Origin of the sequence: Peribacillus sp. NPDC096622 (assembly GCF_044762665.1) — a bacterium.
Classification (GTDB): Bacteria; Bacillota; Bacilli; order Bacillales; family DSM-1321; genus Peribacillus; species Peribacillus frigoritolerans_B.
Window position 1 is genome coordinate 268,921 of the sequence record NZ_JBIWES010000006.1, and the last position, 13,684, is coordinate 282,604.

The window sequence follows — 13,684 nt, forward strand, 5'->3', positions numbered from 1 at the left end:
GATTAAATGAGGAACATTGCGACAATCGTAGTCACTGCTAAACCAATGGTTACCGGAAGCAGATTCCGGCGGGCAAGTTCAAAGGGACTGACGTTACATATGGCAGCGGCTGGTATCAGTGCCCATGGAATCAGGGTACCTCCACCAACCCAAATCGCGGTTATTTGCCCGAGTGCAGTCAAGGTGGCAGTTCCGCTTCCGATTGCCGTGCCAAAAAGTTTGGCGACAGATCCCGCTAAAGAAATGCCTGAAAAGCCCGATCCATCCAAGCCAGTGATGGCACCGATGCCCGTTAATGTGACGGCTGCTATTTCTTTCGTTAAAGGAACGGAGGCAGCTAAGGCGGCACCGAGGTCATTGACGATGCCGAGGGATGTTTTTGGTAAGTAGTCACCGATGATCTGATTGAATCCAGAATCACCTAAATAGAAGAATGCGGCGATCGGAATGACGGGTCCGAATACTTTGAAGCCAAATTGAAACCCCTGAATCAAATAGGCCGTTGATTTTTCAAGTCCTTGTTGTTTATGTGCGACAAGGGATAAAACCAACAGAATGAATACGGCTGTACCGCCAACCAACGCCGTTGCATCTCCGCCTTGCAATTTCAAAATCGACAATGCCACAACATCCAACAGAAAGGCAATCGGAATGAAAACGGCAAAAAACTTCTTTTGTGCCAGTGTTAGCAAATCTTCACTGATTGTTTGATCTTGGACAAGTCCCTCATTATCCGCAGGCTGGATTCTTCCAAGCTTCATATCCCGCTTTAAAAGGATAAAGGCGGAGAGGGTGGTGACGACCCCCATTGTAATGACAAGGGGGATGCTCGCAGCAATGACATCACCGACTGGTATGGAAGCCGCATCACCCGTTAGCTTAGGGGCAGCCTGAATGATGAAATCCCCCGATAATGCTATTCCGTGACCAAAAAGGTTCATCGCCATCGCCACTCCGAGTGCAGGTAAACCAGCCCGTAAAGCAACGGGAAGCAGAACAGCCCCAAGTAAGGCAACGGCAGGTGATGGCCAGAAAAACCAGGAAATCATCATCATGACGATTCCGATTACCCAAAAGGCAAGTGTAGGATTTTTAATGAATTTTGCAAACGGTGCAATCATGACATCATTAATGCCCGACTTCGTTAAAACCGTACTCATGGCAACGATTATGGAAATGATTAATATCGTGGACATTAATTCCGTGATTGCGAAAATGAAGCTGTTGAATATCCCGCTTATGGAAGAGGCTAAACTGCCTGTAGCCACTAAAGCCAAAAGGAAAATACCAATTATGCAGATGAGGGTAGTATCACGACGTTTTACCATAAACCCGATTATCAATGCAATAAAAACAACATAAATCCAATGGAGTGCCGTTAATTCCATCTCCATGATCCGTCCCCCTCATAAATGTGCCTAGTTACAGATTATGAGGGAGGTACGGGGTGGTGAGTTGTTTCAAAAATTTAAAGGCTTATCTTATTTTCAACTTATGGTGTAGATATCGAGTTTAAGATGAGATTACTGGGTCAAAGTGTTTTTTCTTTTACTTAAGACTTAGTTGAAATAGAGGAATGTTGTATAAGATAATGCTAGTAAACTAAAGGGGCAGGTACTTAAAGAAATTCGTATTTTTTATATAAACTATATTTGGTAATATATTAAAAAAAGTGCCTTGATCAAGTACTGGATCAAAGCACTTTCCATTTAACAAACTACCATTTACCAAAAGTTATCAAAGCAGTGTTTCTTCTTACAACAAATAAAGTGATGGTCATCATTGCAGCATTTTTTCTTACAAAAATCAAAGTGATGGTCATCATCGCAGCGTTTTTTCTTACAAAAATCAAAGTGATGGTCATCATCGCAGCATTTTTTCTTACAACAATCATCGTGTTTCTTATGATCACATTTGTTATGATTTTTATATGTGGTATCTACAAAAGGTTTACAATGTGGAATAGGATTAAACGGGTTTATTTTAATCACCTCTTTTTTATTTTCAAGTTATTTTATTCATTAATAGAAAAAAAGTTTGTACAATATAGTATAAATAGTGAAAATAAGGCTATAAAAACAGCCTAAATCTACTGGTTTATAGCCGTTTTTAAGAATTTGATAGTTTTAAACAAAAAGGGTTTGAAGTAATATTAGAAAATGAACTTCTTAAACTTTTTTAAACAATTTTCTTGAACGCTCCTGTTAGTTCTAAAAGAAGGAAAAATCCACTTACATCACTATACAGCTAATTTTTTAAAGAAAAAGAGCGTTAACCCTTTTGGTCAACACTCTAAAATCGATTTAACATACATTAATAACTAATACATGACCATGCCAAGCGTAAATTTCAATATCAATCTTCCTTTTCTACTTCATATAAATCGTGTTTACCAATATAAATAGGGCCGTTTGCATAATCAATTCTGATTGGCCATTCATACGGAACGGATAAACGGCTTGCTATACACCTCTCCAAAATTTACTCGAATCGGTTTCAAAATCTTGAAACCCTTTTAATAGTTCTTTATATGACGCACCGTCAAATTGTATATTCATTTACTGTAACCTCATGAAAGCCATTTGTCTAATTTCAAACTCTGTTGCTTTTTCCATTTCTTATCCAGTTGCCTCTTCGATAATGGTTCCTGGCGGGGGTAAAATAGTGTAGATATTATCTACTTCTTCTCCCGTTTCTTGTGCGGTGATCAATTTATTCCGAATCCGATTAAGCATAAAGTCGACTCCTAATGGATTTCATCTATTATATATAAGTCTATCGAGCCGCGTAAACAAAATACTCTTCATGTTTAAACTAATGCACCCGACAGTTAATGTACAATTCTTCACACAATTTCGTCTACCCCATATTTTATAAGTTGTTCAATTTATCTAGGTTTTGGTTTTTGTTCTTCTGTACTTACACGGCTTAGAGTCGTCGCCGGCAGGAGTAAAGATGGGAAGTAGAGAGTAGGTTGTATGTATAAACGGAGTGAAGGGGATGAGAAAGAGATAGAAAATAAAAAGAATAGTAGCTTGAAGATAAAAAAGTGGGAAGTCGGAAAAAGCAAAAAAATGTGTATGATGTGAAAATTATAGAGGCTGTAGAACCCATACCTGAACCAATAGAAATGAATATATAAGTGTAAGGGAGATACAGAACAAGTACAGAGAATTTCGGAGCATCATTATCCAAAAAGGAGGGTTTAATAGTAAGTTATGACTAAGAAATTAATTGGTTATCATAGCATGTACCAGCAACAAAAGAAAACAGGATTGTATAATAAAAATAGTTGTATATCACCAAGTCCGCCAAGAGGTTGTCCAAATATTTATCCAGTGAGGGAAAACCCAAATCCAATTAACATTTTAAAGGTAAAAACTTTTCAATATACTGCAATCTCTGACGGTATAAAAAGGGTTTATACCAATCAAGATGGAGTATTAAAATACGGAAGCTCTGGGATTCTTAATCCAAACAGCGTATCTTATATAAACTTATTTATAAATGGAATATTACAGCCAAATATAAATTACATCGTAGAAAAGGGAAAACTTACATTCTCTAACGATTTACCCCTATCTGGATCCCCTATTATTCTTCAATTTGTAATAATTTATGGATAAAGAAAAAGTGGAAGTTCTTGCGCATCCAATGAACAAAATGCCGGACAATCACCAATTGATTACCGGCATTTTTTCATTGGCAAATCATGAGGATTAGTTGACTACAACTTCAACAACAATTGGAGTTGCAGCATCAAGTGCATCGCCACCTGGAATAGTTATAGTAGTAGTAGTAAGGGTTGAGGTATCAGCTGTTTGAATCTGAGCATTTATATATAAAATATAATAAGCAAATGACCCTGGAAATGCGGTTACAGCTGCACCTGCATCATCCGTAAAGGTTGTTGCTGCAATTGCAAAAGTCGCACCTGTACCTGTACCATCTCCTATTGTGGCAGTGAATTTTCTGGAAGCCATAAAAGGTTTAATTATTGCCATTTATATCCACCCCCTTCTTTTTTAATATACGTTTTTTTTCAGACATTCCTTAAGAGCTTGTCCGTCCCCCTGTTAATTATTTTATTTCATACTTCGAATTAGGGAACGGCAAGTTTGACTTTTCTTATGGAGCTAACCTGCCCTTTTTAGTTCCATAAGAAAATCAGCAAAAACCTTTAATAGAAAAAAACTGCTTAATAACCTTCCAGAATTCCTGTATAGTTTCAGCCTTTTCATAGAATGAACCTACTAGGTTACTGAATACATCAGGAACCCAATGTCTACGAAATTTGCTTTTTTTTAAAGAGTTTTCTTGGGTTTTAATGGCCGGACACTTCTTGGACTCTTTCACAGGGGGCTTGCCGGACATTTCTTCTTTCACAGGTTGAATAATGATGGCATTGGCTGTTTGCATCATATCTTTTTTTCTCTTCATTGGTACTTGGCGGGTCATACCAAGGTCTTCAAGTTTTTTCATTAAACGTTGAACTGTTTTATAAGAGACTTCAAGCTTATTTGCAATTGTATTCTTACACATTTAGCTCACACCGAAATTTGCTTGCAGCTGTGAAAGAAGAAAAAGTAGATTGAAAAGTTCGCCTTTTTTATTTATTCGTCACAAAAACGGCTTATCAATTGCAGGGTAGTTTCCTGTATTTATCCAGTTGGGAATTTGTTAAGACAAAATCAGCTGCAGACATATTTTACTGTATAATTTGGTAATACTTACTTAAATTTACTTTTATAGTAAAATGTTAAACGGAGGGGAGGTTATTATATTGAAGTTGAAAAGGTCATTATTTATAACAGCATTAGGTTTATCAATACTAGGTTCTGCTACGGGGGCAAGTGCAGCTGAAACTGAAGGTCTGGTAAATTCGCAAGAATCATCATTTACTCAAGAACCAGATGGTACAGGTAGTACCATCCTAGCAAAGAATAAAGTCCGTATGAGTTTAAGTACATACAACCCAATTTTATCGACTAATTATGCAGTCGCTAAATCATCTTCTGATAAGATACAGGACTATATTTACGCACGAGCTAAAACCTTTAATGGTGATGGTTCTTTAAAACTAAATCGGCAAGTTCTACAAAGACGGACTATATTGGAGTTAAAACATTGAACGATTCAATATACTTCAGGAATGATTTTGCTATTGGGACTCATACTTTTAAACTTAAAGGGTATAAAACTGTTAATGGTCAAACAAAGGCCTATTGGTAATTGGTAGTAGAAAAATAATGAAGAGATATGCTCATTGCATATCTCTTTTAATTAGGAGAAGATTGGTTTTATGAAAAAATACTACATAGCTGCGTTATCTGTTTTGATATTGCTTGGGGTTTTTTACTGGTTTTATGCTTCATCTCCACTTAAAGAATTAAGATTAAGCACGTCTAATAATGATGATATTGAAAAAGAAAGCAAAGAAACGAATGCGGCTGAGTATGGTTCGGTTGGGTATGGTTTGATAGATTTGAATGGTAAATTTATCGATGAAGGAAGTGCACTTAATAGTAAAAACAATGAAGTGACAGTTGTTGCCTCAGTAGACAATGACATTGATGAGGACAGAAAGTATGCTTTACTTATTTTTGAAGATTATAAACAAGTAAATTTCAAAGCTGAAAATAAGGAGCAGGAAGTAAATAAATTTTTCTTTGATGCGAAACCTAACACCTCCATAAACTTCAAAGTTTCTGTTCCCATTCGTTCCGATTCCAGTGAATTGACTTTTGTAATCGTTCAAAAGCCAGAGTATAAATTGAAGGAGCTCGACCTAAATAGGGCAGGGATTTTAGAACAAGTTTTAAGTATGCGGTATTCCATCAACAAAGCTGACAGCGGGAAAGATGCAATAAAAGTAAAGCAAGTAAAACCTGATGCTATTGTAAAGGATGGATTCAATGAAAATATATCTATCACAAATAGTCAGGAAAAGTTGCAATCAATTATGACTGAAAAAGAAGGCAAGGAACTTAAGTTCTCTGCCGGAAATGAGACAAATGCTGAGATCAGATATGCAATCATAGCTTTAAAAGATTGGGAACAAGTTGCAGTTAGAGATAACACAGACGTCTTATATACCACTGTTCCACCAGAAACTAGACATCTTTTTGATTTTAATCTACCCAACGTTGAAAGAGAAAATAATTTCCAACTCATCGCCTTCCCATTTCCTTATGAAGTAAATGCTGATAATTATGAGAGTCAACAAACTTTTGGTTCCTTTAGAGTTGTTATTCAAAATAAAGAATAAGATTATTAACGGAAAGGAAGAATCGGATTGTCTACTATAATTAATATATTAGGTTTCGTGGGTATTATCGGATTTATAGTTTTTTTAGCAATAGCAAAAACTATAAAAGATAAATCTAAAAGGGGAGTTGGTTTTATTAGTGAAATCACTTTCCCCGATAAGAGGTCTGGATTACCAGGCCTTTTTTTGTTCCTTACTTATACAGCATTGTAAGACGAGTCAAAAATCAAAAGGAGAATTCATATACCCTTTTACAAGTTTTCAATAAGAAGGACTCCTCAATACAGTAAAAGTTCGTCTTATTAAAGTGAATTCTTCCAACTATCCTGCTTCTTATGTTCAATTAAAGCTGTGCATAAACTCTTCATCAAAGTAAAATTCATTCATAAGCTTATTCACAATCCCATTAAAGTAAGCAAATGGTCCTTTATGCATCTTAACTCGACTCTTAACCTTCATAGCAAATTCCTTAAAAGCTTTGGTTCCGATTTCTATTTCCTGTTTACCTGTGAATGCTCTTTTGTTAGCAGAATAATCAACCACTCTATTACACTGCTTAATAACCTTCCAGAATTCCTGTACAGTTTCAGCTTTTTCGTAGAAAGAACCAACTAGGTTACTAAATACACTCGGAACCCAATGAGCTACAAAATTCGCTTGTTTTAAAGAGTTTTTTAGAGAATTATCCACATGAGAGAATTGAGCAACGGCTTTACGTTTATTGTTTTTAATATTTTGTTTTAAGAAAGAAGTAGCTGATTTAATGGCTGGTCTTCTAGTGTCTTTTAGAAAAAGGGGTTGCTTGATTAAATTAACCATCAATTTATGCTAAAAAACTACCCTGTTTGGTAGTTTTTTAGTTACTGAACGGTAACAATACGAATATGATTGAACAATTAAAAGCTTTAACACCAAAAATTTTACCACCAGGGTGTGATTTTTTTGATTAACAAAAAGAAGCAATAAGGGCGGAGGGTTCAATTGATATAGTTGCAGGTCCAGGATCTGGTAAGACTACTGTTCTAATTGCTAAGTGTGGCCTACTATTGAACAAAATAGCTAAGAGTGATAAAGGGATATGTCTTATTACGCATACAAATGTTGCAGTAGATGAGATTAGGACAGGTTTAGCAAAAATGGGGATGAATGATATAGAATACCCTAACTTTATTGGAACAATTCAGGAGTTCTTTAATAATTTTTTTGCAAAGAAAGCATTCCAAAAAAATGATTTTAGGAGAAAAGAATTTTAGGAGAAAAGAATTTTAGGGTGTTAGATGATGAAGAATATCAAGAGAAGTTTTCTGAGCTTTTTGATTAAAGGAAACCTGATTGGTATAATACGTATAATCCAAAAGTAAACAAATGGAATCCGAAAATTTTAATCACTGATGATTTTTCATACAGTATTGTTAGTGATGTAAAGAATACAATTAAGAGTCCTTTCAATTAAGAGTCCTTTCAATCGGAGCATAGAAATCTGAAGCGAATAGGAGAACAACAACACGCTATCTATCTTTACAATGGAGCACTGGAGGTACTGTCATTTGAAAATGAAGAAAGAAAATATGTCATCACAGGAAACCTAATCGTAACCTATATACAGTGTGAAGATTGGGGAAATGCGAAGAGAATTATTGATTTAGTAAACGAGAATGAACTTTATTCGTTATCGCGAGATCACTTTTTTTACAACAAAGAAGAAGTCGAACAGAAATTTATCGAGGGAATCGATAGGGAAATAATAACGTCATCATTTGTACAAAGGGAGGATAATAGAATTGATCAAGATTTTTGCGCTTAAGATACCAGGAGAAATTGAACCGGAAATTTTTTTAAAATGGAGCACAAAAGTATCAAAAGAACGAATGGAGAAAGTAAGTCGATTCTTTCGAAAGGAGGATGCAATGCGCTCACTGTTCTCTGAACTATTAGTGAGAGCGGTCATAAGTAAAGAATTTAACATACCAAATGAAGAAATTAAATTTACTTATAATCAATATGGGAAACCGTCGTTAAAGAATTCAAAGTCTTTTTTTTTCAATGTTTCTCATTCAGGTGAGTGGGTAGTGGCAATATTCCATACAGCCCCCATAGGGATTGATGTGGAAAAAATTCGCCCTGTTGATATTCACATCGCTGAACGCATTTTTTCGGATAAGGAATATCAAGAAATTTTGAGGAAGCCAAGGGAAGAACAAGAAAACTATTTTTTTGATTTATGGAGCTTAAAGGAAAGCTATGTAAAGGCTGTGGGAAAAGGCTTGTTCCAACCTTTTCATTCGTTTTCCATAACCAAAAAAAACAACGGGGAGATTATTTTTGCATGCAATGAAAGTCCCTGTCGCTGGTTTTTTAAGCAGTATAATTTGGCAGAAGGTTATACCTTGTCAGCGTGTACTATACAGGCGCAATTTCCCGAGGAAGTAACATTAATGGACCTAGAAGCAATAGAACAAGTTATATAAGACTTTGTTATAATAAAGTTAGAATTTTACTTTTCTTATGAGAGGAAATCAATATGGACAAAAAAATGAAAAGTTGGATAGGATTTTGGTTAAAAAGGAATTATAGATCAATTTGTAATTATTTAGATCATGAGTTAGAACAATACAACATAACGAATTCACAATTAGGTGTATTGCTTATCTTATGGGAAAGTGACGGTACCAGCCAGAAAGTAGTTCAACAGACTTTGGGAATTACGCCAGCGTCAATAACTAATCTCATTAAAGGACTTGAAAACAAAGGACTTATTATTAGAAGAGTGGATCCTAATGATTCAAGGGCAAATCTTATGTATTTGACGGACAAAGGAAAAGCGCTAGAGGAAAGATGCTTGACTATTGTCGAGAAAGCAGAAGTCATAGTTCGTAAGGGGTTTTCGCCTGAAGAGACTATGATACTTCGCTTATGGCTTCAGCGTGTGCATAAAAATATTGAAATATAACAAAACGCTTATTTCCATCTGTTATAAGATTGTAAATATTGACAATCCAAAAATATTTAGATACCATAATTTATGGGAGCTAATGATTTCTATTTTTTGGAGGGATAATATTGATTAAAATGGATGATGTTTTATACAAACGGTCTAACTTGGAGCGAGTTTCTGATATTCAAAAGCTTGCGCCCAAAACAGCGAATGCTTTTTTTGGTTTTATGAATGAGGCGTTTTCTCCTGGTTTAATTGATGCTAGAACCAAAGAACTGATCGCTGTTGCTATTACGCATGTAACAGGGTGTCCTTACTGCATCGATGTTCATACAAAAAAATTCAAAGGTCACGGCGGAACAGTAGAGGAGATTTTGGAAGCAGTTATGGTTGCGGGCGTAGTAAACGCTGAGTCCGTCATTTTAAAAAGTGTGAATGCATTAAATGCTTTCAAGGGAGAAGCAAGTGATAGCCTTTATTTGAAAACTTATATGGATAAATTCAAGGAAGTTAAGACGGCGTTACCTAAGGCAGTGGAATCTTTTGAAGTATTTAATACAGATGTACTTGTTTCAGGAAATATCGATGCAAAGACTAAGCAACTTATTGCCGTGGCAGTCGCTCAAGTGACTGGATGCGCCTATAGTATTGAGGTCCATACTCAAAACTATAAGAAACTTGGTGGGGAAATGGAAGAGATTTTGGAAGCGGTTATGGTTGCGGGCGTTGCAAATGCGGGATATGTTCTCACTCACAGCGTGAATTCTTTGACGTGTTTTGAAAAGCACTAAACATTATTATAATTAAAGAAACTTGGTCATTTAGGTCGGGTTTCTTTAATTTGAAACTTTTCTTATATACGTCGGAGTATCGTTTACCTGTTTCCGATAATCTGTGTCAAAAACAGACCGTAGTGTAGATTATAATTTAGAAATCGAAATAAAACTCAAATATTAACCGATTAAATAAGTTGTAAAAAATATATAAAAGGATATTATTGTAATTATATAGTTAGAAAGCTAAGTAAAAGGAGGGGTAATCTTGATTGATAAATGTGTTCGTATTTTCTCGAGATTTATGCCAAAAGTATGTATGCGTTTTTTTGCAAAGTTAATGGGGAAAAAACTACAATGATATATTAAACGACTTGATATAGTCATATAGAAATTAAACTAAGAACTAGGTTTGTTTTCTAGAAAGATCGTGGAAAAAGCCCACCGAATCTAAAAAGGGTCGATGGGCTTTTTAAAATTCTTTTTTACTTTTTGTCACAAGGAATCTGCGGTGATTTCTTTGCATTCTTTTTGTTTTTTCTTTTCTCGTTTGCCCAAACAATAAAATCCGCCATGTAACACATAGGACATTTTAATTCAAATTCTTTTTTTTCTTTGTTGCTCATAACTATCACCTCACTTTATTATTTATTACAATATTAAACAAATATTACTTTAATTTCCATATAAAAATGAAAGGTGGAAATAATTTGGCTGAACTAAGCGAAAATTCATCGGGCTATGGGGGCATGAAACAAGTTTTTACTATTAGTTTAGCGCTCTTTATTATTTTCTTAGATGGAAGTATTGTAAACATTGCGTTGCCAAGCATCATCAAAGAATATAGCACTGACTTAGGAATGGCATCTTGGATAATAAATGCGTACGTCATTACTGTAGCGGTTTTTCTTGTTTTTATGGGGAAAATCGGAGATATGTTAGGGAGAGCTAAATTTTACAACATAGGCTTGGTTATGTTTATGCTCAGTTCTTTTTTTTGCGCGCTTTCCACTAATGTGGAGATGCTTATCCTTTTTCGTTTTTTTCAAGGGATTAGCGGAGCGATTGTGATACCAACCAGTATGAGTCTAGTTCGTACTGCAGTTCCTCCTGAAAAAGTAGGCTCTGCCATGGGGGTTTGGGGAGCAGTAGGTGGATTGGCGATAGCAATTGGACCTGCTTTGGGGGGAGTAATTACAGAGGTTTCTGATTGGCGTTGGATGTTTTACATTAACCTTCCTGTCATTACAATTGCTTTGTTTTTAAATAAAAGAATATTTCAACATTTAAGAGAAAAGACACAACCGCTCCATTTTGATGTTTGGGGGACAATTACATTGAGTGTTACACTCTTTGTTCTTATTTACACTGTTATTAAAGGGCCGGATGTTGGGTGGATGTCCTGGCCAATAATAGGAAGCTTTACTTTTTCCATACTAGGGGTAGGAGTTTTTTATTGGATTGAACATAAGATCTCTTATCCGTTAGTTGACTTTGAATTATTCACCAATAAGTTGTATGTAGTTGGGCTGATATCGAATTTACTAGGTGGAATTCTTTTAAGCGGTATGATGATGATTTTGCCGATCCTTCTTACGGAAGCTATGGAATTTACGTCGTTGCAAGCAGCCTATTTTATTACACCATTATCTGCAGCGATGCTGATTACTGCTCCGGTTACGGGGAGACTGATTGATCGCTTCGGTTTTTTTGTCCCTATGATAATTGGTTATATTATCAGTGTTATCGGTTTTTATCTTTTAACAAGTCTTGAAGTAAACACACCTACACTATCCATATTGTGGAGAATTGGAGTCATTGGTGTTGGGATTGCCATGATTGCAGTTACCAGTTTAACTGTCAGCACCGTTTCTGTTCAATCTTCACAGTCTTCTGTCGCATCAGGTATTTTTGCAATGGTACGAAATGTTGGAGGGGCCATTGGTGTTTCTCTTTTTGTTAGTGTGATTATGACATCCTTTAATCATTTCTCTATGGTTTCGATACAAGATTCCATTCAACAAATTCATTCAACTTCTTTGTCAACGTATGAAAAAAGTAAACTAACAGATGCTTTAAAAGCACAACAGGTATCGTTTTTCGATAGAAATTATACATCCCATTTGGAATCGCTCGAAATCAGTAAGAATAATCTGGGAGAATGGAAAAAGATGATTTCAGATTTGCGAGATCAGGAACAGAAAAATAAGGTAACTGCTATTCATTATGCATTTATTTTCGGAATGTTATTATCCATTTTCTTTAGTATTTCAGCGATGTTTTTACTAAAAAAATCATTTCGGTTATAGCTAAAAAAGAGTGATTTTAGAGATGGATTAAATTATTTCACCAAAATTCCAATTTATTATTTACATTTTTTTGAAATGCAGATAATATTATCCTGTATTTAAGGAAAATAAATACAATACAGGTAAAAAAAAGGTGGTTTTGATTAATGGGTAGTTATTTTGCTGAAGTGGTAAAAAATATGAACAATTTGGGGATTGATCCAGTAGGGGCAGTTATCTCGTCTGTAAAAGACATTTATACACGACCAGAAAAAGAAATTGAGGAAATCAAGGCAAACCTAATCTATGATAATTTCAAATTTCATTACGAAAATAATGCCTATTACCGAGGCCTCTGTGATGAACAGGGTGTGACTCCTGATGATGTGCAGACATTTAAGGATCTCGTAAAAATTCCAGGGATACACGTAGCAAGATTTAAAGATGTTAACTCTCACCAATTGTTGACCAAATCTATTGCGTCTCTTGAACACGAACTAAGAAGTTCAGGAACAAGTGGTATTCCTAGTATCTCCAGACGGGATGAAGCAACCATCAACCGTACTGTATTAGGGATTTACGCAATGTATCGAGAGTTCTTCAAATTTTTTGACGGAGAAGCAATCTTCTTGGCACCATCCGCTGAGGAAATGCCGGAAATGGGGATGGTCAAAGTATTGAGCATGTTCTCTGGATTGATGGATGGAAGCCATAATGTAGTGAAGCAAGCGACTTTTGTTCCAGAAGAGGTAATAGAGTTATTAAATAGATGGGAAAGAATTCACACCAGACATCTTATTGGACCTCCGTTTATGATTGACCGACTGCTCAATTATCTAAGAGAAAATGATATCAGACTGAAACTGGATCGAAAAACAAAAGTAATTACTCTAGGTGGATGGAAAAGATATACGGGCGTTGAGATAGATAGAGAACAATTTAATAAGGAATGTGCTGAGTATTTAGGTATCAAGGAAGATCAAGTGAGAGATATGTATGGATTGGTTGAAACTAATTTTATGGCTATTGAGTGCGAACAACATGAAAAACATGTTCCCCCTTGGGTACATTTTTCTGTACGGGCCATGGAAGATCTCAGTAAAGAAGTAGAAGATGGGGAAGTAGGAAGACTAGTAATTTTAGACCCTACCTCCATATCGTATCCAGGATTTATTATTACGGAAGATCTAGTTTTTCTGTCTAAAGATAAAGGCTGCTCCTGTGGTCGAAATGGACAAAGGATCAACTATTTATTTCGAATTAAAGGGGCGGAAATCGGTTGCTGTGCCATCAATTTAGAAAAGCACATGGATGAAAATGAAAAGAGCGATGGCGGAGAAGGTTTCTCTGTGAGTTGTTTTTGTTAGCAGACTAAATTTGGATATATAGAACAGGGAATGCGAAAATAGAAGCATTCTAA

The 13,684-nt window shown here is 35.6% G+C and carries 16 protein-coding genes; 10 read left to right on the forward strand and 6 right to left on the reverse strand.

The window, feature by feature from the left end; genetic code table 11:
• Positions 1-2 precede the first annotated feature (2 nt).
• Together ACIQYG_RS13880 and ACIQYG_RS13885 are read right to left on the reverse strand one after the other, a co-directional pair.
• The gene (locus ACIQYG_RS13880; protein ID WP_402838867.1) at positions 3-1,394 is read right to left on the reverse strand and encodes a hypothetical protein; all 1,392 of its coding nucleotides are present in this window, start codon (positions 1,392-1,394) and stop codon (positions 3-5) included.
• 323 nt (positions 1,395-1,717) lie between these two features.
• Positions 1,718-1,894, reverse strand: a complete 177-nt coding sequence (locus tag ACIQYG_RS13885) for a hypothetical protein (protein ID WP_402838868.1) — start codon at positions 1,892-1,894, stop codon at positions 1,718-1,720.
• Positions 1,895-3,218: 1,324 nt separating this feature from the next.
• Between ACIQYG_RS13885 and ACIQYG_RS13890 the strand changes: the two genes are divergently transcribed.
• Positions 3,219-3,626 (forward strand): DUF4183 domain-containing protein, encoded by a 408-nt coding sequence (locus ACIQYG_RS13890; protein ID WP_402838870.1) that lies wholly within the window; start codon positions 3,219-3,221, stop codon positions 3,624-3,626.
• A gap of 93 nt (positions 3,627-3,719) precedes the next feature.
• On the opposite strand, the gene ACIQYG_RS13895 is transcribed toward ACIQYG_RS13890, so the two are convergent.
• Together ACIQYG_RS13895 and ACIQYG_RS13900 are read right to left on the reverse strand one after the other, a co-directional pair.
• On the reverse strand, positions 3,720-4,004 hold the full coding sequence (locus tag ACIQYG_RS13895; RefSeq protein ID WP_402838872.1) for a DUF4183 domain-containing protein: 285 nt from the start codon (positions 4,002-4,004) through the stop codon (positions 3,720-3,722).
• 163 nt (positions 4,005-4,167) lie between these two features.
• Positions 4,168-4,542 (reverse strand): hypothetical protein, encoded by a 375-nt coding sequence (locus tag ACIQYG_RS13900; protein WP_402838874.1) that lies wholly within the window; start codon positions 4,540-4,542, stop codon positions 4,168-4,170.
• A 241-nt stretch (positions 4,543-4,783) separates the two neighbouring features.
• On the opposite strand from ACIQYG_RS13900, the gene ACIQYG_RS13905 reads away from it, so the two are divergent.
• From ACIQYG_RS13905 to ACIQYG_RS13915, 3 genes are all read left to right on the forward strand, one after another.
• On the forward strand, positions 4,784-5,131 hold the full coding sequence (locus ACIQYG_RS13905; protein WP_402838875.1) for a hypothetical protein: 348 nt from the start codon (positions 4,784-4,786) through the stop codon (positions 5,129-5,131).
• A gap of 171 nt (positions 5,132-5,302) precedes the next feature.
• Positions 5,303-6,268, forward strand: coding sequence for a hypothetical protein (locus tag ACIQYG_RS13910; protein ID WP_402838877.1), 966 nt, complete (start codon positions 5,303-5,305; stop codon positions 6,266-6,268).
• Between the two features lie 27 nt (positions 6,269-6,295).
• The gene (locus tag ACIQYG_RS13915; RefSeq protein ID WP_402838879.1) at positions 6,296-6,481 is read left to right on the forward strand and encodes a hypothetical protein; all 186 of its coding nucleotides are present in this window, start codon (positions 6,296-6,298) and stop codon (positions 6,479-6,481) included.
• A gap of 126 nt (positions 6,482-6,607) precedes the next feature.
• Here the strand turns inward: ACIQYG_RS13915 and ACIQYG_RS13920 are convergent, their stop codons facing one another.
• On the reverse strand, positions 6,608-7,087 hold the full coding sequence (locus tag ACIQYG_RS13920; protein WP_402838881.1) for a hypothetical protein: 480 nt from the start codon (positions 7,085-7,087) through the stop codon (positions 6,608-6,610).
• A gap of 167 nt (positions 7,088-7,254) precedes the next feature.
• Between ACIQYG_RS13920 and ACIQYG_RS13925 the strand changes: the two genes are divergently transcribed.
• From ACIQYG_RS13925 to ACIQYG_RS13940, 4 genes are all read left to right on the forward strand, one after another.
• Positions 7,255-7,521 carry a UvrD-helicase domain-containing protein gene (locus ACIQYG_RS13925; RefSeq protein WP_402838936.1) on the forward strand — a complete coding sequence of 89 codons (267 nt, stop codon included), beginning with the start codon at positions 7,255-7,257 and terminating at the stop codon, positions 7,519-7,521.
• A gap of 528 nt (positions 7,522-8,049) precedes the next feature.
• Entirely contained in the window at positions 8,050-8,736 is a 687-nt protein-coding gene (locus ACIQYG_RS13930; protein WP_402838883.1) for a 4'-phosphopantetheinyl transferase family protein, read from the forward strand.
• 53 nt (positions 8,737-8,789) lie between these two features.
• Positions 8,790-9,218, forward strand: a complete 429-nt coding sequence (locus ACIQYG_RS13935; RefSeq protein WP_402838885.1) for a MarR family winged helix-turn-helix transcriptional regulator — start codon at positions 8,790-8,792, stop codon at positions 9,216-9,218.
• Positions 9,219-9,337: 119 nt separating this feature from the next.
• Complete coding sequence (locus ACIQYG_RS13940) at positions 9,338-9,994, forward strand: carboxymuconolactone decarboxylase family protein (RefSeq protein WP_402838938.1); 657 nt, start codon at positions 9,338-9,340, stop codon at positions 9,992-9,994.
• Positions 9,995-10,461: 467 nt separating this feature from the next.
• Here ACIQYG_RS13940 and ACIQYG_RS13945 read toward each other — a convergent pair whose 3' ends face one another.
• The gene (locus ACIQYG_RS13945) at positions 10,462-10,602 is read right to left on the reverse strand and encodes a hypothetical protein (RefSeq protein WP_402838887.1); all 141 of its coding nucleotides are present in this window, start codon (positions 10,600-10,602) and stop codon (positions 10,462-10,464) included.
• Positions 10,603-10,686: 84 nt separating this feature from the next.
• Here ACIQYG_RS13945 and ACIQYG_RS13950 point away from each other — a divergent pair, with 84 nt between their 5' ends.
• The gene (locus ACIQYG_RS13950; RefSeq protein ID WP_402838890.1) at positions 10,687-12,285 is read left to right on the forward strand and encodes an MFS transporter; all 1,599 of its coding nucleotides are present in this window, start codon (positions 10,687-10,689) and stop codon (positions 12,283-12,285) included.
• A 146-nt stretch (positions 12,286-12,431) separates the two neighbouring features.
• Positions 12,432-13,631 (forward strand): LuxE/PaaK family acyltransferase, encoded by a 1,200-nt coding sequence (locus ACIQYG_RS13955; protein ID WP_402838893.1) that lies wholly within the window; start codon positions 12,432-12,434, stop codon positions 13,629-13,631.
• Positions 13,632-13,684: the final 53 nt, after the last annotated feature.

Coding starts and splice junctions, on each gene's coding strand:
- ACIQYG_RS13880 (WP_402838867.1), bottom strand. CDS start 1,394: ATGGAGATGGAATTAACGGCACTCCATTGGATTTATGTTGTTTTTATT.
- ACIQYG_RS13885 (WP_402838868.1), bottom strand. CDS start 1,894: ATGATTGTTGTAAGAAAAAATGCTGCGATGATGACCATCACTTTGATT.
- ACIQYG_RS13890 (WP_402838870.1), top strand. CDS start 3,219: ATGACTAAGAAATTAATTGGTTATCATAGCATGTACCAGCAACAAAAG.
- ACIQYG_RS13895 (WP_402838872.1), bottom strand. CDS start 4,004: ATGGCAATAATTAAACCTTTTATGGCTTCCAGAAAATTCACTGCCACA.
- ACIQYG_RS13900 (WP_402838874.1), bottom strand. CDS start 4,542: ATGTGTAAGAATACAATTGCAAATAAGCTTGAAGTCTCTTATAAAACA.
- ACIQYG_RS13910 (WP_402838877.1), top strand. CDS start 5,303: ATGAAAAAATACTACATAGCTGCGTTATCTGTTTTGATATTGCTTGGG.
- ACIQYG_RS13920 (WP_402838881.1), bottom strand. CDS start 7,087: ATGGTTAATTTAATCAAGCAACCCCTTTTTCTAAAAGACACTAGAAGA.
- ACIQYG_RS13935 (WP_402838885.1), top strand. CDS start 8,790: ATGGACAAAAAAATGAAAAGTTGGATAGGATTTTGGTTAAAAAGGAAT.
- ACIQYG_RS13940 (WP_402838938.1), top strand. CDS start 9,338: ATGGATGATGTTTTATACAAACGGTCTAACTTGGAGCGAGTTTCTGAT.
- ACIQYG_RS13945 (WP_402838887.1), bottom strand. CDS start 10,602: ATGAGCAACAAAGAAAAAAAAGAATTTGAATTAAAATGTCCTATGTGT.
- ACIQYG_RS13955 (WP_402838893.1), top strand. CDS start 12,432: ATGGGTAGTTATTTTGCTGAAGTGGTAAAAAATATGAACAATTTGGGG.